Here is a 17,946-nt window from a genome sequence, read left to right on the forward strand (position 1 = left end):
CAAATATATAAGCAGAAATAGTACGGTAAAATAACAGTGATTCATTTTTTACGGCTGCCAAATACAAAAAAACTTGAAGAGTTAGCACTTAAGTACAATACGTTTGTGAAGGTGGATGTAATAGAATAAATATAAAAAAGTATTAACAAGTTTGCAAACAAATCTGCTAACAACTATAAAAAAAGAAAATATCGCTGATATGTCATTTTCAATAATAGCTAAAATTAACTAGAATACACTGATACGAAATGCTCATATAAAAATCCTTAATACTAAAAATGTAGTAGCAAACTTGTTAAATTAATCCAAACGGTATTTATCCTCTATTCTTATTGAAGGTGCAATTGCATATTCAGGAAAATTGTGGTTGATTTCTATCGGGAAAAAACAAATTAAAATGCCTCTTCATAAAGTTGAAAAAACATTTTAATTTATTAAGAATGAGTATAGAAGAAAAGATATTATTAATTTAATAAATTAATGTATGTGTGATTGTATAGTAGTCGTTATAAAATGAATCCTCTCATGAAAAGTATGCTGGCTAATAACTCTTGCATGAATTTTTTCGACCATTACTCTTTTCGAAATCGTATCATTTAAATAAAAAGATACTTTGTTTAAGCAGTCTTCAAAACTGTTATAGGATACAATTTCATCTTTATTGAAGAAAGATGAAAGGTCAGATTTTTCTTCAATAATTTGAAAGCCTTGGCAAGCAGCAATATCAAAAGTACGATTATTAATGGTATTATTTTTCACTTTATTTTTATTTTTATTCTGTGGAAATAGATAACTACGATGAGGATTTAAAATAAGATTAGCATTATTATAATAGAGTGCAACTTCTTGAGGTGGAATCCATCCTTCTATAATCTTAATTCTTCGGTGATTCTTCCATTTTTTTAATAACTTATTTCTCCAGTGTTGACCAATAATAGTATAGTGATAAGGCGTTTTTTCCAAGAGAAATTGTATCAATTTTACTCGGTTAGGATAAGGATATCCAATAAACAATACTTCACTTTTATATTTTGGATTTTTTAGATTAGGTTTAAATACCTCTATATTAGTTGCTAATGGTAAGTGATATACATTGGTATATCCTAAAGCTGTGTAATATTTAAGTGCTTCGCTATCAATAGTAAATATAAAATCGAAGTTATTTAATAGAAGAAGAGAAGTATCTATATAAAATGGATCCTCAGTTAACCAAACAGCTAATTTAATGTTCCTTTTTTTAAAATATTGAATTGCTTTTTGTGGTAGATGATTACCTAATAAGGTGAATACAATATCGGGATGAAACGTTGTTGTAATGAAATCCAATTGCTGTATTAATTCACTTGGCTGTACTGCTAACCATTCGAAATTTTTATCGATAAGTGTTTCCAGTATGCTATTATCTAGATATTGATAGATTTTTGAGTAACCAGAAGTAATGTATAAGAGTTTCATATTTCAATCCCTGCTTTAGGTTTAAAATATATTATGAAATAAACGTGACACTTTCTATTTCTTTACAACTAATCTTAGTTATACTTGTAGTTGGAGGAGTAACTGAATTTTCCTCTTCTAATGTGACGATACAAGTATTAGGATTGAAATTTGTAAAAATAGCAGGTCCAATAATATTCCCAGATTTACCAGTTACAGTAACGACTTCACCCGGTTGTAAATTTTTAAAAATACTACATACTCCACCTGAACAACCAAATAAATTACATAAGAACAAATTTATCCCTCCTTTAAACAATATACTATATCATATGAAAGTTTGTAGAATGATGTGTAGACAAGTAACCTTTAAAAGAGAAAAAATTTAAACGAAAGCAACTTATTAAAAGAATAGGTCCAATAGAATGATACATTTTAGGGTATACTGACTAGATTTCACATAAAAAAAGACATTCATTGGAATGTCTTAAATATGGATTAAGTGAGAACAATATGAATTATCTTAAGGAGTGGTTAAAGTAACACTTTCTATATCTTCACAACTTATAAATATAGTATTGGTAGAAGAGGGGGTTATCACATCATCTTCTACCAATACTACTGCACAGATATTTGGAAAGAACAGTGAAAAAGTAGCAGGTCCAATAATTTGACCTGATCGAGTAGTAACTGTAACAATTGTTCCTGTTGGCCATGAAGAGAATAGAAAACAAGCTAAACCTGTACAATCAGCCACATTAAATCCTCCTAACTTTAAGTTTTGATTGAAATAATAAAGTCCAAACATTTTATAGTGTATGTGATAGTAATGTGAAGTGTTTGGACTAATAGAAGTCACTTCTCGGCTTTATCCTTTCATAATCAATTTGAAAACTATTCAACCCTACAATACTCAGAGTTAAAAAATACATTATGGTCAGAAGGTTTTTGAATGATATATCGTATAATTTATTTGCTAGCTAATTCATGGTCCAAATAGTATAAATCGGAATTATAAGGTGAGAAATAACGAGTACATGGGGTTGTGCTGAATGATATTTGAATAGGATGAAATACAAGGCTTAAGTTTTCGATAGTATTAATGGATATCCCGGGCAACTAGAAAATTTTAAAAATCAAATTTATATGTAATAATTTTTAAAAGGATTTGTTAAGGGTAATAAATGTTTTAAAAATGAAGCAACAAATTGAACAAAAGCGTTATCAGAAAAAAAGAACACAGATCAGTGCTCTTAGAAAGTATACTATATGGTTTTTGGATTAGTATATAATATCATATGCTTGTTTCTCTTAAGTGTGTAAACAAAATTAAATAAATAAACACAGATACATATGTGCTCTTTAAAAAAGTGATAGCTCACAAGGACTAATTTGCAAGCTGAATACACATGCCGATCCAAACGATATATACATGTTCCCATGCAAAATTAAAAGATTCTTTTATTTTTTGGATAGAAGTACCATTCCTCAAAAATGGAGCTTAATAGTGAAAGTGGGGGTAGTTCACATTAGATTAATCTCACAGAATGAGAAAATGTAATATGCTCCTATTTGAGAGTTTTTTTTATTATTGGTAATTTCATGTACCGTATTTAATAATAAATCCAATTGGGAAGAAGTGAACCAGGATGAGCTTCCTGCAAGAGTGAAAGAAAAACTTGCTGCGAAATAATAAAAAGGATTTGGCCTTAAAGGTCAAATCCTTTTCTGTTTTCAAAATCTTCTTCTGAAATGAATATGAATCCATATCTTTTAAATCGAGGAATTCTAAAACATAAAATACGTTTACTTGAGTTCTTTAGGTAGTTAGGGTTTGATATACTAACTTAAAATAAAAATGTTGAGTAGTTCATTTTTAGTATACATCAATATATCTGAATTAAAAATGCAATTTTGCATTGAAATATCTGCAGTACCAATTCCATACTAGCCTCAAGTCTATCTCAGTGGGAGCATTGTTGTTACTAGTTGGTGGAGTCATTTTCTTAAAACATAAAAATACATAAAAAGAGAAGTAAGGACAAGTTACGTAAAATTGAATATGATTACACGCAGTGAGAAACAAGAATTAGAAACGTGTATGATGTATTGATGGCTACATGTTATGGGGGGAGGATACTTGTTATTGGAAAAAGTATTTAGTGAAAACATAAATTGAAGTGTTTGTATAAAAAACCTCCCAAAGGAGGTTTTTTATGAAGATAAACGTTTTGAAGCAGTCATCTTTTTAACTTTCATAATAATTTCACGTTCTAACATTTCATTTTTCTTACCAATTCGGCTTCCAATAAAGAAAACATCGATTAAAGCCCAGAAACCAAGTCCGCCAAGAGTCAGTGTCATGGCAATTGCCATACCAAAGTCACGTGCGTAGTAGCGGTGACCACCAAGTCCGCCTAGAAAAAACCAAATTAGGTAAGCAAGTCCTTTTGATTTTTTCTTTTTCTCAAACTCTGAAGTAACAAGAACCATTTGATCCGTTGTTAAGTCCTTTTTCAATAGTAGGTTATCCATTAAAATTCTCCCTTTAAATGTAAAATATAATTATTTCGAATATAAATATATCACAATATTAACTTTAATGTAATAACCCAGAAAAATATTATTGGTAATTCAAAAATTAATGGTTAAATACAATTTAAGGAATATGGTCAATCATTTGTGTGAAATAGCTTGTGTATACCATGTGGGATACTATAATTAATTTTCAATTTCATTTCAAGAACAATGGAAACAAAAGAGAAATCGAAACGAAATCATGAAAGAAACTATATTAAAAGCACTATGATTTAGAAATAGAAAAGGCCTCATCAAATAAAGATGACATTGGCGGGTCAGTTTCAAGTTGTCTAAAATTTAAAGCACATTTGTAGAATCGTGGAGAAATAAGAGATTGTTTGTTCGGTTCGCATAGCGAATCTGTTATTTAATTAAAACAAGAGATTAAGAAATATATAACATACATAATTATTATAGATGTCAATGGAATTCAAAAAAGGTGAAACTATTGAATACAGAAATAGTTTTTTGATGTTGCCTAGCTTCTTTAATGTCTTTTATAAAGGAGACAGATCACTTTATAAGAGTTCGTTGTTACTATATATAATCATTAAGAGTATGTTTTGTTGGATCAGTATTTCTCAATAACAACAGCTATACATCCCATTTACATTTATTGTATGTAAGGCGTATGCTAGATTTAGTTGTAATGAATGGAAGGGAGCTGTGTTTTTGAACAGAAAAGTTTTTTCTTCAGTTTTACTATCGTCACTTTTGTTTTTAGGGGTAACTGGCTCAGGAGGAGTAGAGGCTTCTATGATTACACAAATAAAGTATAAACAAGGAGGGGCAAAGTACATATATACAAATGCACCAGAAAGTGTATACGATAATCCAAATATGGGATCAAATTTTGAAGCTGGTAAGTATGCTTACTACACAAATGAAAGAATATTAGAAGCAAATCAAGAGTATAGTGCTGAATTTTTTAATCGAAATTATACTGGAGGTCAATTGAAATTTGGATATGCTATACACAATGAAGATCGTCAACCGCAAACTATAAGAATTAAAAATAGTGCTGTAAATGCAGCATATCCGGTTAGTTCTGATGGTTCATGGGATATAATGGGCATTACATCTAGTACTATAGTTCAATATGGAAATAGTAACAATGATCAAGTTATTACTATTCCAGCAGATGGACATGTATTTATATTAGAAAAAGATGTAGAAGATACTTTTGCAGTTAATGGAAAAATTAAGTTTATTTCGAACGCAAAATTAACCCTACGTCAATTTGTTTCAAAGAAAAAACCAGATGGACAGTTCTCTAGCCCAGCAGAAATTTTTGATCCTATAAAAATAACACAGGTTAAAAATTATAATAAAACTACTTCAACTGCTAATTATAATTACGATGAGAGGTATGCTGTTATTGATAATGTAACAACAAGTACCTTTTATGTAGGTTCAAAGACAAGTAAAGCATATCCTCAACCTCGTGTTGGTATTAATGAATACGAAGCACCTATATGGTATCTAGAAAATTCTAACCCGACACTTGAAGGGAACTATGGAATTGTTTATGATTTTCAATTTAAAAATGCGGCAGGAAAGAAAATTAGAATTAAGCCTGAAATTATATCAGAAAATGATAAGTCAACCGATCCAGAGAAATTCCCGCCACTAGCATTTTTTTCACAAGTAACGTACTGGACTTTAGGAACTTGGAAAAGTACAACCAAATTAACTAAACCTGATCAATATCATTATATAACTATTCCAGCAGATCAACATGTGAAATTTATATTACCGGGTGGTAATAATGGCAATAACCTTTTTGAAATTATAGAATAATGTTTTGAAAGTTAGAATTAAATAAATAGACAGAGTCAAATTGTTGATGCCAATTTAAATAAAAATGTAAGAGAATAAAAAAATCCTCAGTTGCTTTTTAAAAGCGCTGACGATTTTTTTTTAAAGTCTCATAGCTAGACTTAATTATTAAAAGCTAAATAAATTTCTATATAGTGTAAAATTAAAGAAATTAAATAGGAATTTGGGACTATATTTGTTTTAAAGGGATTGAGGTGGATCTAATTTCATTGAATCTATCATAACTTTAATATTTTTCGAATTACCTTTAACAGATAGTTTCACTTTTTCAATTTCCATTGTTTTTGAAAAATCTTCATTTCCTATTGAACCAATTAACTGGTCTAATTCATTAGTCCATGTAATGTTAGTAGCTTGAATCATTGCTTTAATCGTAGGTATATCTGCATAGCCAGTATACATAATTCCATCAATTACTTTTCCGCTTTCTCCTAACATAACACTTACCCATTTCATATCTTGATCTGATTTATCTACTTTTTTAGGGTAATAAAACCTATATGTATTGGATTGCTTTTCTAGTTCAAGATTAAATGGAAGAATTTCAATACCTTGTGTTGATAAATTACTCTTAATTTTATTATAGTTCTTTAAATATTCTTCTGCTGTCATATGTTTAAGCGCAACTTTTTCTTTTACATCCACTGGTTCTTTTTCGGTTGCTTCTAATTTGTTGAGAGTATCTTTGTGTTCTATATTTGTGCAACCTAACAGGCTAGCCGCTATCAGAAAGGTTCCGAGTATAAGTATTTTCTTTGGCATAAAATCCCTCCTTAAGTGATATAGGAAAAATGCCGAAAGAGTTGATATCCTTAACAATTTCGGCATTTTTCAAGTTTGGATACTTAATGTTTTTTATAACGAAAAAGAATCATTTATATGATCTAATTGATTTAAGAAAGAACAGTACAATTAGTCCTGAAATAAATAATAAGACCCCATTTATTAATAAGATTAATGGTGGACCATATATGTCAGCGAAAAATGAGGAAATTGCTAAAGCAACTGGTGATGCAATACTCGTAAGAGAACCAAGTGTTCCAAAAGTCCTTCCCTGTAACTCAGGATCTACCTCAACTTTAATAATCACATTGACAAGCAATGTACAAAATGAAAAAAGTATTCCTAAGAGGAGAATTAATGGTACTGCATAAAGAACAGATGGAGCAAAAGATAGCCCTACAAAGATTGGAGCTAGTAAAACCATACTAAGGATTATCCACCAACCCCGTCGATGTAACTTATTATCAAAAAAGATAATAATGCCTGCGCCTAACATATAACCTATTGGAATGCTAGATTCAATTATCCCAAATTCAATCGGATTTGCCTTCCACACTTTTACAGACATTACTTGAATAAGCATTAATGAAGCAGTGAAAAATGTGATTAAAGTAGGCGAGAGTATAATAACAGATTTAGCAAAAGGGTTCTGCCATATATACTTGAAGCCTGCAACAAGGTCCTCCTGAAATGAATTTTTGATTCCTGTTTTCTTTGTAGAATTAGGAAACTTTCCACTTAATAACACTAAAATAGCGGATAACATAAAAGTAACTGCGTCAACTGAGATAGCAATGCTACCACCAAATGCTGCAACTACAACTCCTCCTATTGCTAGCCCCGAAATACGAGATACATTATCTGCTACATTTAATACTCCAGTAGCTTGTTGAACTTTGTCTTTTCCTACAATATCAACTAAGGAAGCATGGAATGCAGGAGACTGAAATAATCCTGCACAAGAAGTAAGAGCGGTTAAGATAATAATAAGAATAAAGGGGGTACCGGGTATTGCAATACAAAATGCGATGCTTAGTATTAAAAGACTTCTTATTATATCTGTTATCCACATTAGTTTTCTGCGATCTACCCTATCTGCAACAGTACCTGCAATGGAAGAAAACAACATGCTCATGACCATATGAGTTATGGCAATTGTAGACATTAATTTGGCACTTCCTGTTGCTTGTAGTACCCAAAGGTTTAAAGCAATACTGTGAAATGAATTTCCGAACATTGATAAGGTATAACCTGTAAATACAAAAGTAAATGTACGATTTTTCCATAATGTCTTTTTCGAAGAAACAGCAAGAGCGGAATCTAATTCGACCTGTTGTTGCATAGTATTGTCACCTCACAAATTTAAGTATCTAATTTATAAAAATTTGTTTGCAAACTAATAGTGGTGAACTTTAGTAATCAAGTTAATTAGATGATTAATAAAATGGAATCTAATTGTAAAATAGCTATATTAATATAAGATATTGTTATTTTGAGGTAAAAACGGTAGGTATGAAATGGATTTAAGTACATACATGTTGGAAAAATAAAACGCAATATAAATTGACCATAGAAATCTTAGAATGTAAGTGGATTTAAATTGTTATGAAATTAAATTACGAGAAAATATCTACTAATGGCATTATTAAATTTGTAGAAGTACATCTTTAATTAAGAAAATTTTAAATAGCATTTAGGAAGGAACATTTTAACTGTACAATACGGTTTTAAATTTTATATAAGATTTTTACAAATAAAATATTTCTCCAGATTATTTTGAAATTTCTTTACAGCTTTTCCCTAGGTTTTTAATATTTGTAAGATCGAAAGCTATATTTATATTTTATAGTTTATTTTGGAATATAAGATTGGTATTAGTAGTATAAATAGTATTTTTATTAATAATCTAGTATTTATTTTTAATACTCCTCTCCGCATAAAGTTTTACCAAATATTTTCAGGTGAATATTACCAAATAAAAAATGTTTTGTCTATGTATTTTATTGGGGCTATATTTTGTAAGCATAATTCTATGTAAGAATTTTCTATATTTATCCCCCCTATATAATGACATTTTTTCCCTTACTTCGACATAAATCAAATGGTACAGTTTATAGGACAAATATAGAACCCACTTGTAGACATTATTTTGTATGAAAAATTGAATCGAAACATGAGTTACTAGTTAGGAGGCGAAATATATTTTAACTATTTTTCAAATAGTACTTAAGGGTAGAGTGCTAAACGTTTGAAAATAGCTGGTAAATGCTTCTATGGGATGGAGGTTGTCATTTGAAAGAAAAAGATAAGCTTAAGGTGAATGGGAACAACGTTAATTTTTCTAAAGATATAATCTATCAAATTGTAACGGACAGATTCCATAATGGATGCCCATCATATAATCCCAAAGGGGGATTATATGATGAATCTAGGAAAAATAAAAAGAAATACTTTGGTGGAGATTGGATAGGGATTATTGAAAAATTAAATACAAATTATTTTACTGAACTAGGTGTGACGTCATTATGGATATCTCAACCGGTAGAAAATATCTTTACTCCAATAAATGATTTGGTAGGAAGTACTTCATATCATGGATATTGGGCTCGTGATTTTAAAAGAACAAATCCTTTTTTTGGGACATTTGAAGACTTTCAAACCTTAATAACAACCGCTCATGCAAAAGATATAAAAATTATTATGGATTTTGCACCTAATCACACTTCGCCTGCATTACATGATGATGCGACCTATGCTGAAAATGGTAGATTATATGATAATGGATTGTTACTTGGTGGATACGATAATGATTATAATCATTATTTTCATCATAATGGTGGGACGGATTTTGAAGAATATGAAGACGGAGTTTATCGTAATTTATTTGATCTTGCAGATCTAAATCACCAAAATATAGCTATTGATTTATATTTTAAAGAAGCTATTAAACTATGGCTAGACCAAGGGATAGATGGTATACGAGTTGACGCAGTAAAACACATGTCATATGGCTGGCAAAAAAGTTGGCTAAATTCAATCTATAATTATAGACCAGTATTTATTTTTGGTGAATGGTATATCAATCCGAATGAGTATGACCATAGAAATATTCATTTTGCAAATAATAGTGGTATGAGTTTATTAGATTTTAGTTTTGCTCATAAAGTACGTGAAGTTTTTCGAGATGGAATGGATTCCATGCGTGGGTTACACAAAATGATTGAAGAAACATATCAAATTTATAATGATGTAAATAATCTTGTTACTTTTATTGATAATCATGATATGGACCGTTTTCACATTAATGGACAAAGTAAACGTAGAATAGAACAATCATTAGCATTCTTGTTAACTTCAAGGGGAATACCTTCTGTATACTATGGTACAGAGCAGTATATGGTTGGAAATGGAGATCCGAACAATCGTGGTCAAATGGAATCTTTCGATGTGAATACAGATAACTTTAAGATAATACAATCTTTATCTTCGCTTCGTAGTTTAAATTATGCACTTCCATATGGAAATACCAAAGAAAGATATATAACTGATGATATTTATGTATATGAAAGGTACTTTGGAAGTGATGTGGTATTAATAGCGTTGAATCGAAATTTAACAGAAGGATATGAAATAAAAGATGTTAAAACAATTCTTCCTTCTAGAAAGTATAAGGACATATTAGATGGCCTTTTAGATGGTAAAGCAATTAGAGTTGAAAATAATAATATAGAGTCATTATGGCTTGGACCTGGGTCAGTACATGTTTGGCACCATAAAGGAGTAAATAGTATACCTTTAATAGGAACTGTGGGACATAAAATGACAACAGTTGGTCAAATAATTTGTATTGAAGGATGTGGTTTTACTTCTAAAAAAGGATCAGTATTATTTGAGAAAAAAGAGGCGGAAGTTATTTCATGGTCACACACTAGTATAAAAGTAAAAGTTCCAGCAGTGAACGATGGTAAATATGAAATTACTGTTGTAACAGATACAGGAACTAGGAGTAATATCTATAAACATGTAGAGGTCTTCAATACAAAGCAAGTTTGTATTCGATTTGTTATTGAAAATGGATATGAAATACCAGAGAGTGAAGTTTTTATAATGGGGAACACATATTCATTAGGAAATATGAATCCTGGCAAGGCAGTAGGGCCATTTTTTAATCAAATAATGTATCAATTTCCTACGGGTTATTTTGATATAAGTGTTCCGGCTGATACCTTGCTTGAATTTAAATTTATTAGAAAGATCAATAACACACTATTGATTGAAGGCGGAGAGAATCATAAGTATCGGACCCCGAGTTTTGGAACTGGAGAAGTGGTTGTAAAGTGGCAAACTGCAGAAAAAACTATCTTGGTGGAGTCTTAACTATATGGGTCTACTTTTTTTCAATTGTAATTAAAATCGGGGGATTTCATTCTGGTAGCTAAAACAAAAGCTTATACAGAAAAATTCTCTTAAAAGTTAATAAAGGGTACGATTTTAAAGGGAAAACTAGAAAAGAACTGGATTAATGAAAGTGAAAAATAGAAAATTGGAGGTTACTATGGAACGAGCTTCTAAAGTGATTACGATTGAAAATTTTCATTCTGAAATACTTGAGAATAGTAGGAAACTATTCATATATTTACCACCTGGTTATGGAAGCAATTCGTACCAAAAGTATCCTGTATTATATATGCATGCTGGGCAGCGCTTGTTTGAGCCAGTAATAAAAAATGATGAATCATGGAATGTCCACAAGACGACTGATATGCTAATTTATGAAGGTAAAATTCAAGAGATAATAATAGTAGGTATAGCACATAAAAGAATCATAGAAAATAATGAGTTTTGTCATTTCATTTCACCAGATAAACATATAGAATGCTCAGGGTTATTATATGAAAAATTTATAATCAATGAGGTGAAACCTTACATTGATGAAAATTTTAGAACATTGACTAATGCTGAAAATACAGCTCTAATAGGGTCATCAGCAGGTGGTTTATCAACTTATAATATTGGTTTCCGCAATCCTGAAGTGTTTGGGAAAATTGGGATGTTATCTCCATTCTTTGTGAAAGTTGAAGATGATCATTCGGAATTAAAATTATATGAAATGTATGAAGGAAAAAAAGAATTAAAAATATGGATGGATATAGGTAGTGCGGAAGGTTTTTTCTTGGTAAAACATGTGAGAGATATTGCAGAAACTTTATTGGAAAATGGTTACAAATATAGAGATGATTTAATTTTTTATCAGGATCCAAATGGTGCACATTTTGAGAAAGACTGGGGAGAACGTATGCATCTACCATTAATATATTTCTTTGGAGATATTGGCAATATAGTTAATGTTACATTAGATGGTCGAGATGTAGTTGGATTAACTGGAATGAAAGTGAAAATTAATCCAATTGTTACGTACGATAATGGTTTTGAAATGAGTGTTTTAGATGGTGTATTTTTAGTTGATAACCCAGACGTGCTAGAGGTTATGGGGGATGGAACAATTATACCTAAGAAAATAGGAGAAGCCGAAGTTACCTTTGTGACACAAGGTGTAAAAGGAATACCTAAAAAATATAAGGTAATAGAAACATTATCAGAATTTGTAGATGTTTCTGTAACAGTCGAAGTACCTGAAAATACACCAGTTGGTGAACGAATTTATATGAGTGTAGGCATGATACTAGATAGAATAGAAAAAAATCGTTTTGCAGGGAATTTTAAAGTGCCAAGGGACCTTGCATGCAGGTTTAAGTTTTCAAGAGGCTTTAGACTCTTTGAAGTGGATAAATTAGGACAACCTATTCCAAATAGAAAATTTAAAGCTACTAAGGACTTACAGTTGAATTATACTGTTGAGAACTGGATAGGGCTGTAAAAAAATAAATATGGGGTGAGTGCTGTAGTGAAAATGAAAGAATTAATTCCAACTTTTGATGTCCCTTATTATTATTCATGCTATATACCAATTCTTCACGATAAATTAAAAAGTATGGGTAGCGTTAGTTACATGAGTTTAATAGCGAATGAAGAGTTATATAGTATACCATCATATCGTATGGATACTATCACATCGATACCTTCTGTAGCAAGATATACACAGTTGTTAGAATATAATCAAACATTTCGTATGGAGAAACATGTATATTCTAATTTCGAAAAGGGGCTTCAATATATAAAAGAATGTTTGAATCGTCAAGAAGTATTTATTGCCTTAGGAAGCACCTTTTTTCTACCATATAGTAATGATTATTTGAACCCCAAATTTATAAAAAGTCATATAGATGTCCATACGGATAAATATGTTACAGACCATTACCTCGCAATTAACAAACTTACAGAAGATAAAGTATTTGTTCAAGATCCAGTTCCTAATAAATTTATGGGTGAGATATCAATGGAGGAGTTCCATTCTTTTTGGAAAGGAGGAAAAGCTATACCTGAATTGGCTCAAGCAAAAGGTATAGAAAGGATTTCACCTTACTCATCAATTGATGTAATTATACAAGAAAAAATAAGCGTGGAAAATCTTGGAGATATTTTTTTAAGAACACTAAAAAAAATATCAAGTGAGTATGTTCGAGGTTTAATTATGCAAAAAAACAATAAGATATATTATTTTGGTAAGATTGCAGCCCTGGAACTTAAAGAAAATATAAATGAAGATTTTCATAAACAAAGAAATATGTTCCCTTTGTATTTGAAATGTTTATTTGATATGAGATGGAGTAGATATTTTTTATATGACTTACTTATAGACATGAACGAGTTATTTAAAGATAAATTTATTCATATTACTAGTGAGTTAATGGATATAAAACAATCATGGGAAAGACTGTATAAGATTGCACATATTAAATTATTAAAAAAAGATAGTAACTTAAGTGATCTCGAATCTTTTAATTTGATAATGATGGATATTATTAATAGAGAGTGTGTCTTACATGAGAATATTTTATTTCTTCTGCAACATAATTATAGTCTTCAATCTTAATAGGGAAAAGATAATTGAGAGAAGGAGAGTAAGGTTACTACGTATACTGACAAACTTTATCAGTAGAAGAAGTGTATTTAGTGTTCATGTTATACAGTACTAGAGTTGCTGAAAGGAACTCTTCATAGTAAAAAGATGATTCATAAAAAGGAGTGTATTTACTTGGAAGATACAAATAAAGAAAAAATTATTCAAATCGTATTGTGCTGTGTTGAAGAAGTGAATGAAAATCTTGAAAATAAAATTGATCTTGAAAAAGGAGTGAAAGCACATCTTTATGATTGGGAAGGGTATTTAGATTCGTTAGGATTGGTATCTTTACTGGTAAGTATTGAACAAGGCTTGGAAGACGAATTGGGTTTATCAGTTGATTTGGTTAATTTAGATACAATGTCGCAACATAATAGCCCATTCAAAACAATAGAAACATTAGTTGCGTATATTTTAGAATGCCAGGAACAATTAAAATCACTGACATGACAAAATATTAAAGGAGAAAATTTAAAAGGAGGTTAGGTATGCATATTGATTTTTTATTTGAAAGATTTGAAATGAATAAAGAATGCGAAGCTATTGTTTGGGAGGATAAAACTTACACATATGAGTGGTTTCTAAATCAAATAAAGATTTATACAAGGGAGTTAAATGAACATAGAAAGATGGATTATACAATAGTCTCTTTGGAAGCGGATTATTCTCCATACTCTATAGCAATGTTTTTAGCACTTATTGAATTAGGATGTACTGTAGTACCGATATTAAATTCATTGGTTGACAGTAAGAAGAAAGAATACTATGAAATAGTTGAATTAGAAAATGTAATTAAAGTTGAAAGGGCAAGCTTTGAAATAATCAATATACAAAGGGATTACATTCAAAATGAATTATTATTACAACTGAAAAAGTTAAAACATCCAGGATTAGTATTGTTTTCATCTGGTACAACCGGACGTAGTAAAGCAATTGTACATGATTTTACATTACTTCAAAAGAAGTACAGTGTCGCAAGGAGTGCAAAACGTGTTATACCATTTATGTTATTTGATCACATTGGGGGAGTTAATACTCTCTTCCAAATTATTTCCAGCTCAGGGTGTTTGGTAATTATTGATGATCGTACCCCTAATCGAGTATGTAACATGATTGAGAAACATCAAGTACAAGCTCTACCCGCATCACCAACTTTTATAAATTTACTTATACTGAGTGAGGTTTATAAAAAGTATAATTTAAATAGTTTGCAGACCATTTCTTATGGATCAGAAGTTATGCCTGAGGCTACACTAAGTAAAATAAACGAAATATTCCCTCATGTTAAAATTACACAAATGTATGGGTTGTCAGAATATGGAGTTTTATATTCGCAATCTAAATCGAATGATTCTTTGTGGATCAAACTAAGCGATAAGAATATTGAGTCAAGAGTAGTGGATGGAATGTTGCAGATCAAATCAATGTCTACAATGATTGGCTATATTAATGCTCCAAGTCCATTTACTCAAGATGGCTGGCTTATGACAGGAGATATGGTGGAAGTAGATGAAGATTATATTAAAATTTTAGGAAGAAAATCAGAGATTATAAATATTGGCGGAGAAAAAGTATTTCCAGCTGAAGTTGAAAATGTAATACAGGTAATGGATGGAGTAGAGGAGGTTGCTGTTGTTGGTGAAAAAAATGCAATCACAGGGCAAATGGTTAAGGCTGTGGTTAAATTAAGTACAAATGAAAGTGTAAGTGAATTTAGAAAGCGATTAAGAGAGTTCTGTAAAGATAAACTACCATTATATAAGATTCCACAGAAAGTGGTATTAACAACTGAGAAAATGCATACAGAGCGTTTTAAAAAAGATAAGAAGGTATTTATGTAACCAAAAGTTGAAGTCCTTTTATACAATAATTTAAAAGTAAATTATAAATCCCTTATATTTTGAAAAAACTTTTTCAAAATATAAGGGATTCTTTTTATTTTTTTCGGATCTAAATTGAGTAATTCATATAAATAAGCTTCTTCGCAAAATAAAAATTTACGTGTTAAGGAGAAACTTTATGTTTATAGAGTTTGTTGTTGTTTATTATTACGATTCGATAGGAGTTTATCTAATGATATAGGTTGGCTGTTATTTACTACAAAAAATAAAGAAACAGCCAATAATAATAAATCAAATTCATACCCTCCTATAAATCCTTGATCAAATTTCACAGTAATAATAGCTCCGGCTATAAGTAAAGAAAATAAGGTTGAAATAATTCGTGTACCAAGCCCCAGAATAACTAAAATTCCACCCACTAGTTCAAGAATTGCTACTGGATATGCAAGCCAATCGAATATTCCTAGGCTGTTGAAGAAATTTTCCATATTATGAATGCCATCTTGAAATTTTGTGAGTCCATGAGCAAAAAAAGTTAACCCTAATACTAATCTAATAATGAAAAAACTTAAATCATTTTTGTTTGACAATTGATTTTCCCCCATTCAGTGATTTTGAAGTACGATTAGCCATAGATTTTTCCGTTTCCTTATTCTATTGATCTATATATGATATAGAATCAAAAAACAGTATATTTTTTTTGTTTTTCAACTTTACTACTTGATCACTTTTTGTTTATAGGAATAAGGTTCTATCCCTTTAATATCCATTTCAATATCCTGAAGTACTGTATTGTTAATCGATCCTTCAATTACTCCAAATGTTTTATTTAGGATGTGACCGGCACTTTTAAACCCAACATAATGTCCACGAACCATACTTGGAAAACATGCACCTAACATGCCTTGTACTGTTATAATTGATTGGAAATGTAGAACCTCAGTAATTAATGTTCCTATCATTGCTATTTTGATTTTACTATTTGGAGGCACTTTAATAGAATGTTCAATTGAAGGAGAGATATGAATTGATTTTGAATTACTTTCGCCTACAAAAGTTGAAATATTAAATACATTACCCGATTGAAATTTACCTGCAATGATGAGATCTGATTTTAAAGTTAAACCTGTAATAGATTTCGAAGTCCAAGATTGTATATTTACCCATTGTTCTTCTATGGTCACTACAATCTCTTTTTCTTCATTATTAGGATTACATACAAATTGTTCCTTTAGGGTTATTTCATTTATTGAAGGTTTTTCAGGATCTCGAAATATAAAAGGTCCCAGCATTTTATAACAAGCATGATCATAACGTTCAGTAATAGCAGGCTTATTATGAATTGGAAACGTCTCATTATTTACTGCAATTTCATCAGGAAGTATTCCATAAAGATCTTTAAACGCATCCATTATGGAGTCGGTAGTTGAATCTAATGAATCTAGATCTGAAAAAGATAATTTTTCTTGTATAATCATACTAATGCTCCTTACCTATTTGTGTATTTTATTTGTTTGATCGTGGTTAAAAGACAATTAAAATATGAAGCAGAGATAAACTAATAGTTTGACAGATAGAATAATTAATAACTTTTGAGAATAAATTCCATTTTGTGCTGTGGGATTCCTATCAATTAATACTCGTTAAAAATTTATAAAGATTTGATTGAATTTTAGGAAAATAGAGGTTGTTATTGGAAATCTAACTAAGGATAAAGTTATGGATCAATAAAAGGATTATTAAGGATGGAAAATAACGGATGAATAGCAGAGAGATGAATGCGAACGAAAGAAAATCTTGTGGATCATAAAGAATTTTAGAGCTAGAGGTATAAATAACAGCACAGATAAGGTTGAAGAAACCTATATCAACTCTAGCTAAATGATAAAAGCCCTGCAGGGGATGCAGGGCAAGACTAAGGGTATTGAAGAATTGTCGATTCTAAAAGTAAAGGACTTCTTGGAATATTTTAAGTTTAACACGTAATATATTAAAACGTTATATAAAGATGTTACAGAAATTTGAATATAAAAAAACTCTGATAAATATTATGAAAAAGTTGATAATCTATAGAAGCTATAAGGGATTATATTTGTAAAAGTGTCTTTATAAAGTTAATAGGACGGGATTTTGTTTGTCGTAATATCCGGGAATCTAGTAGAATGCACTGCCTAATAGACAGGTTCCTGGATATTACGATGCGTGAAAGCATCAAAAAAGCTCGTACAGAAGCACAGACCGGTTGATACACATATCGGTAACTAAGACATATTTATTACACCAAAAGTACCAAAAAACGTTATTCTTTTTAAACCAGCTAGCTAGACTAGTCAGAAAACGATTACAGTAGAATATAGTGGGCTCGTAGACGTCACATTAAATGTTTGATAGGAAGTATTTCCTATATTGTTACGGTCAAAGTAAAGGGGGATGACGGAGAAATAT

At 30.3% G+C, this 17,946-nt stretch carries 14 protein-coding genes and 1 pseudogene; 7 read left to right on the forward strand and 8 right to left on the reverse strand.

Translation table 11 applies throughout. The annotated features are described in order from the left end of the window. Positions 1-477: 477 nt before the first annotated feature. The 4 genes from ACS2FK_RS25900 to ACS2FK_RS25915 form a co-directional block, all read right to left on the reverse strand. The gene (locus ACS2FK_RS25900; RefSeq protein WP_063549979.1) at positions 478-1,455 is read right to left on the reverse strand and encodes a CgeB family protein; all 978 of its coding nucleotides are present in this window, start codon (positions 1,453-1,455) and stop codon (positions 478-480) included. A 31-nt stretch (positions 1,456-1,486) separates the two neighbouring features. Continuing rightward, entirely contained in the window at positions 1,487-1,732 is a 246-nt protein-coding gene (locus ACS2FK_RS25905) for a hypothetical protein (protein WP_000477970.1), read from the reverse strand. Positions 1,733-1,957: 225 nt separating this feature from the next. Then, complete coding sequence (locus ACS2FK_RS25910; RefSeq protein ID WP_000752668.1) at positions 1,958-2,191, reverse strand: hypothetical protein; 234 nt, start codon at positions 2,189-2,191, stop codon at positions 1,958-1,960. Positions 2,192-3,648: 1,457 nt separating this feature from the next. Further along, the gene (locus tag ACS2FK_RS25915; RefSeq protein ID WP_000369371.1) at positions 3,649-3,969 is read right to left on the reverse strand and encodes a TM2 domain-containing protein; all 321 of its coding nucleotides are present in this window, start codon (positions 3,967-3,969) and stop codon (positions 3,649-3,651) included. Positions 3,970-4,081: 112 nt separating this feature from the next. Here ACS2FK_RS25915 and ACS2FK_RS25920 point away from each other — a divergent pair. Both ACS2FK_RS25920 and ACS2FK_RS25925 read left to right on the forward strand, forming a co-directional pair. After that, positions 4,082-4,341, forward strand: a pseudogene (locus ACS2FK_RS25920) (IS3 family transposase); the annotation flags it as partial. Positions 4,342-4,680: 339 nt separating this feature from the next. Continuing rightward, positions 4,681-5,814, forward strand: coding sequence for a copper amine oxidase (locus ACS2FK_RS25925; protein WP_230392596.1), 1,134 nt, complete (start codon positions 4,681-4,683; stop codon positions 5,812-5,814). Between the two features lie 219 nt (positions 5,815-6,033). Here ACS2FK_RS25925 and ACS2FK_RS25930 read toward each other — a convergent pair whose 3' ends face one another. Both ACS2FK_RS25930 and ACS2FK_RS25935 read right to left on the reverse strand, forming a co-directional pair. Beyond that, positions 6,034-6,615 carry a hypothetical protein gene (locus tag ACS2FK_RS25930; RefSeq protein WP_063549983.1) on the reverse strand — a complete coding sequence of 194 codons (582 nt, stop codon included), beginning with the start codon at positions 6,613-6,615 and terminating at the stop codon, positions 6,034-6,036. Positions 6,616-6,724: 109 nt separating this feature from the next. Beyond that, a complete protein-coding gene (locus ACS2FK_RS25935; RefSeq protein ID WP_001187351.1) occupies positions 6,725-7,978 on the reverse strand; it encodes an MFS transporter in 1,254 nt (417 codons plus the stop codon). A 950-nt stretch (positions 7,979-8,928) separates the two neighbouring features. Here ACS2FK_RS25935 and ACS2FK_RS25940 point away from each other — a divergent pair. The 5 genes from ACS2FK_RS25940 (at position 8,929) to ACS2FK_RS25960 (ending at position 15,501) form a co-directional block, all read left to right on the forward strand. Then, the gene (locus ACS2FK_RS25940; protein ID WP_063549985.1) at positions 8,929-11,013 is read left to right on the forward strand and encodes an alpha-amylase family glycosyl hydrolase; all 2,085 of its coding nucleotides are present in this window, start codon (positions 8,929-8,931) and stop codon (positions 11,011-11,013) included. 178 nt (positions 11,014-11,191) lie between these two features. Beyond that, complete coding sequence (locus ACS2FK_RS25945; RefSeq protein WP_063549987.1) at positions 11,192-12,514, forward strand: alpha/beta hydrolase; 1,323 nt, start codon at positions 11,192-11,194, stop codon at positions 12,512-12,514. A 27-nt stretch (positions 12,515-12,541) separates the two neighbouring features. Next, a complete protein-coding gene (locus tag ACS2FK_RS25950; RefSeq protein WP_063549989.1) occupies positions 12,542-13,630 on the forward strand; it encodes a hypothetical protein in 1,089 nt (362 codons plus the stop codon). 162 nt (positions 13,631-13,792) lie between these two features. Continuing rightward, positions 13,793-14,110 (forward strand): hypothetical protein, encoded by a 318-nt coding sequence (locus ACS2FK_RS25955; RefSeq protein WP_000390268.1) that lies wholly within the window; start codon positions 13,793-13,795, stop codon positions 14,108-14,110. 38 nt (positions 14,111-14,148) lie between these two features. Continuing rightward, on the forward strand, positions 14,149-15,501 hold the full coding sequence (locus tag ACS2FK_RS25960; protein WP_063549991.1) for an ANL family adenylate-forming protein: 1,353 nt from the start codon (positions 14,149-14,151) through the stop codon (positions 15,499-15,501). A gap of 182 nt (positions 15,502-15,683) precedes the next feature. On the opposite strand, the gene ACS2FK_RS25965 is transcribed toward ACS2FK_RS25960, so the two are convergent. Together ACS2FK_RS25965 and ACS2FK_RS25970 are read right to left on the reverse strand one after the other, a co-directional pair. Beyond that, on the reverse strand, positions 15,684-16,091 hold the full coding sequence (locus ACS2FK_RS25965) for a DoxX family protein (protein WP_063549993.1): 408 nt from the start codon (positions 16,089-16,091) through the stop codon (positions 15,684-15,686). A 126-nt stretch (positions 16,092-16,217) separates the two neighbouring features. Beyond that, the gene (locus tag ACS2FK_RS25970) at positions 16,218-16,979 is read right to left on the reverse strand and encodes a hypothetical protein (RefSeq protein WP_063549995.1); all 762 of its coding nucleotides are present in this window, start codon (positions 16,977-16,979) and stop codon (positions 16,218-16,220) included. Positions 16,980-17,946 lie beyond the last annotated feature (967 nt).

Source organism: Bacillus cereus group sp. BceL220 (assembly GCF_051776965.1).
In the GTDB taxonomy this organism is placed as follows: domain Bacteria; phylum Bacillota; class Bacilli; order Bacillales; family Bacillaceae_G; genus Bacillus_A; species Bacillus_A cereus.

Coding starts and splice junctions, on each gene's coding strand:
- ACS2FK_RS25915 (WP_000369371.1), bottom strand. CDS start 3,969: ATGGATAACCTACTATTGAAAAAGGACTTAACAACGGATCAAATGGTT.
- ACS2FK_RS25960 (WP_063549991.1), top strand. CDS start 14,149: ATGCATATTGATTTTTTATTTGAAAGATTTGAAATGAATAAAGAATGC.
- ACS2FK_RS25945 (WP_063549987.1), top strand. CDS start 11,192: ATGGAACGAGCTTCTAAAGTGATTACGATTGAAAATTTTCATTCTGAA.
- ACS2FK_RS25900 (WP_063549979.1), bottom strand. CDS start 1,455: ATGAAACTCTTATACATTACTTCTGGTTACTCAAAAATCTATCAATAT.
- ACS2FK_RS25935 (WP_001187351.1), bottom strand. CDS start 7,978: ATGCAACAACAGGTCGAATTAGATTCCGCTCTTGCTGTTTCTTCGAAA.
- ACS2FK_RS25970 (WP_063549995.1), bottom strand. CDS start 16,979: ATGATTATACAAGAAAAATTATCTTTTTCAGATCTAGATTCATTAGAT.
- ACS2FK_RS25930 (WP_063549983.1), bottom strand. CDS start 6,615: ATGCCAAAGAAAATACTTATACTCGGAACCTTTCTGATAGCGGCTAGC.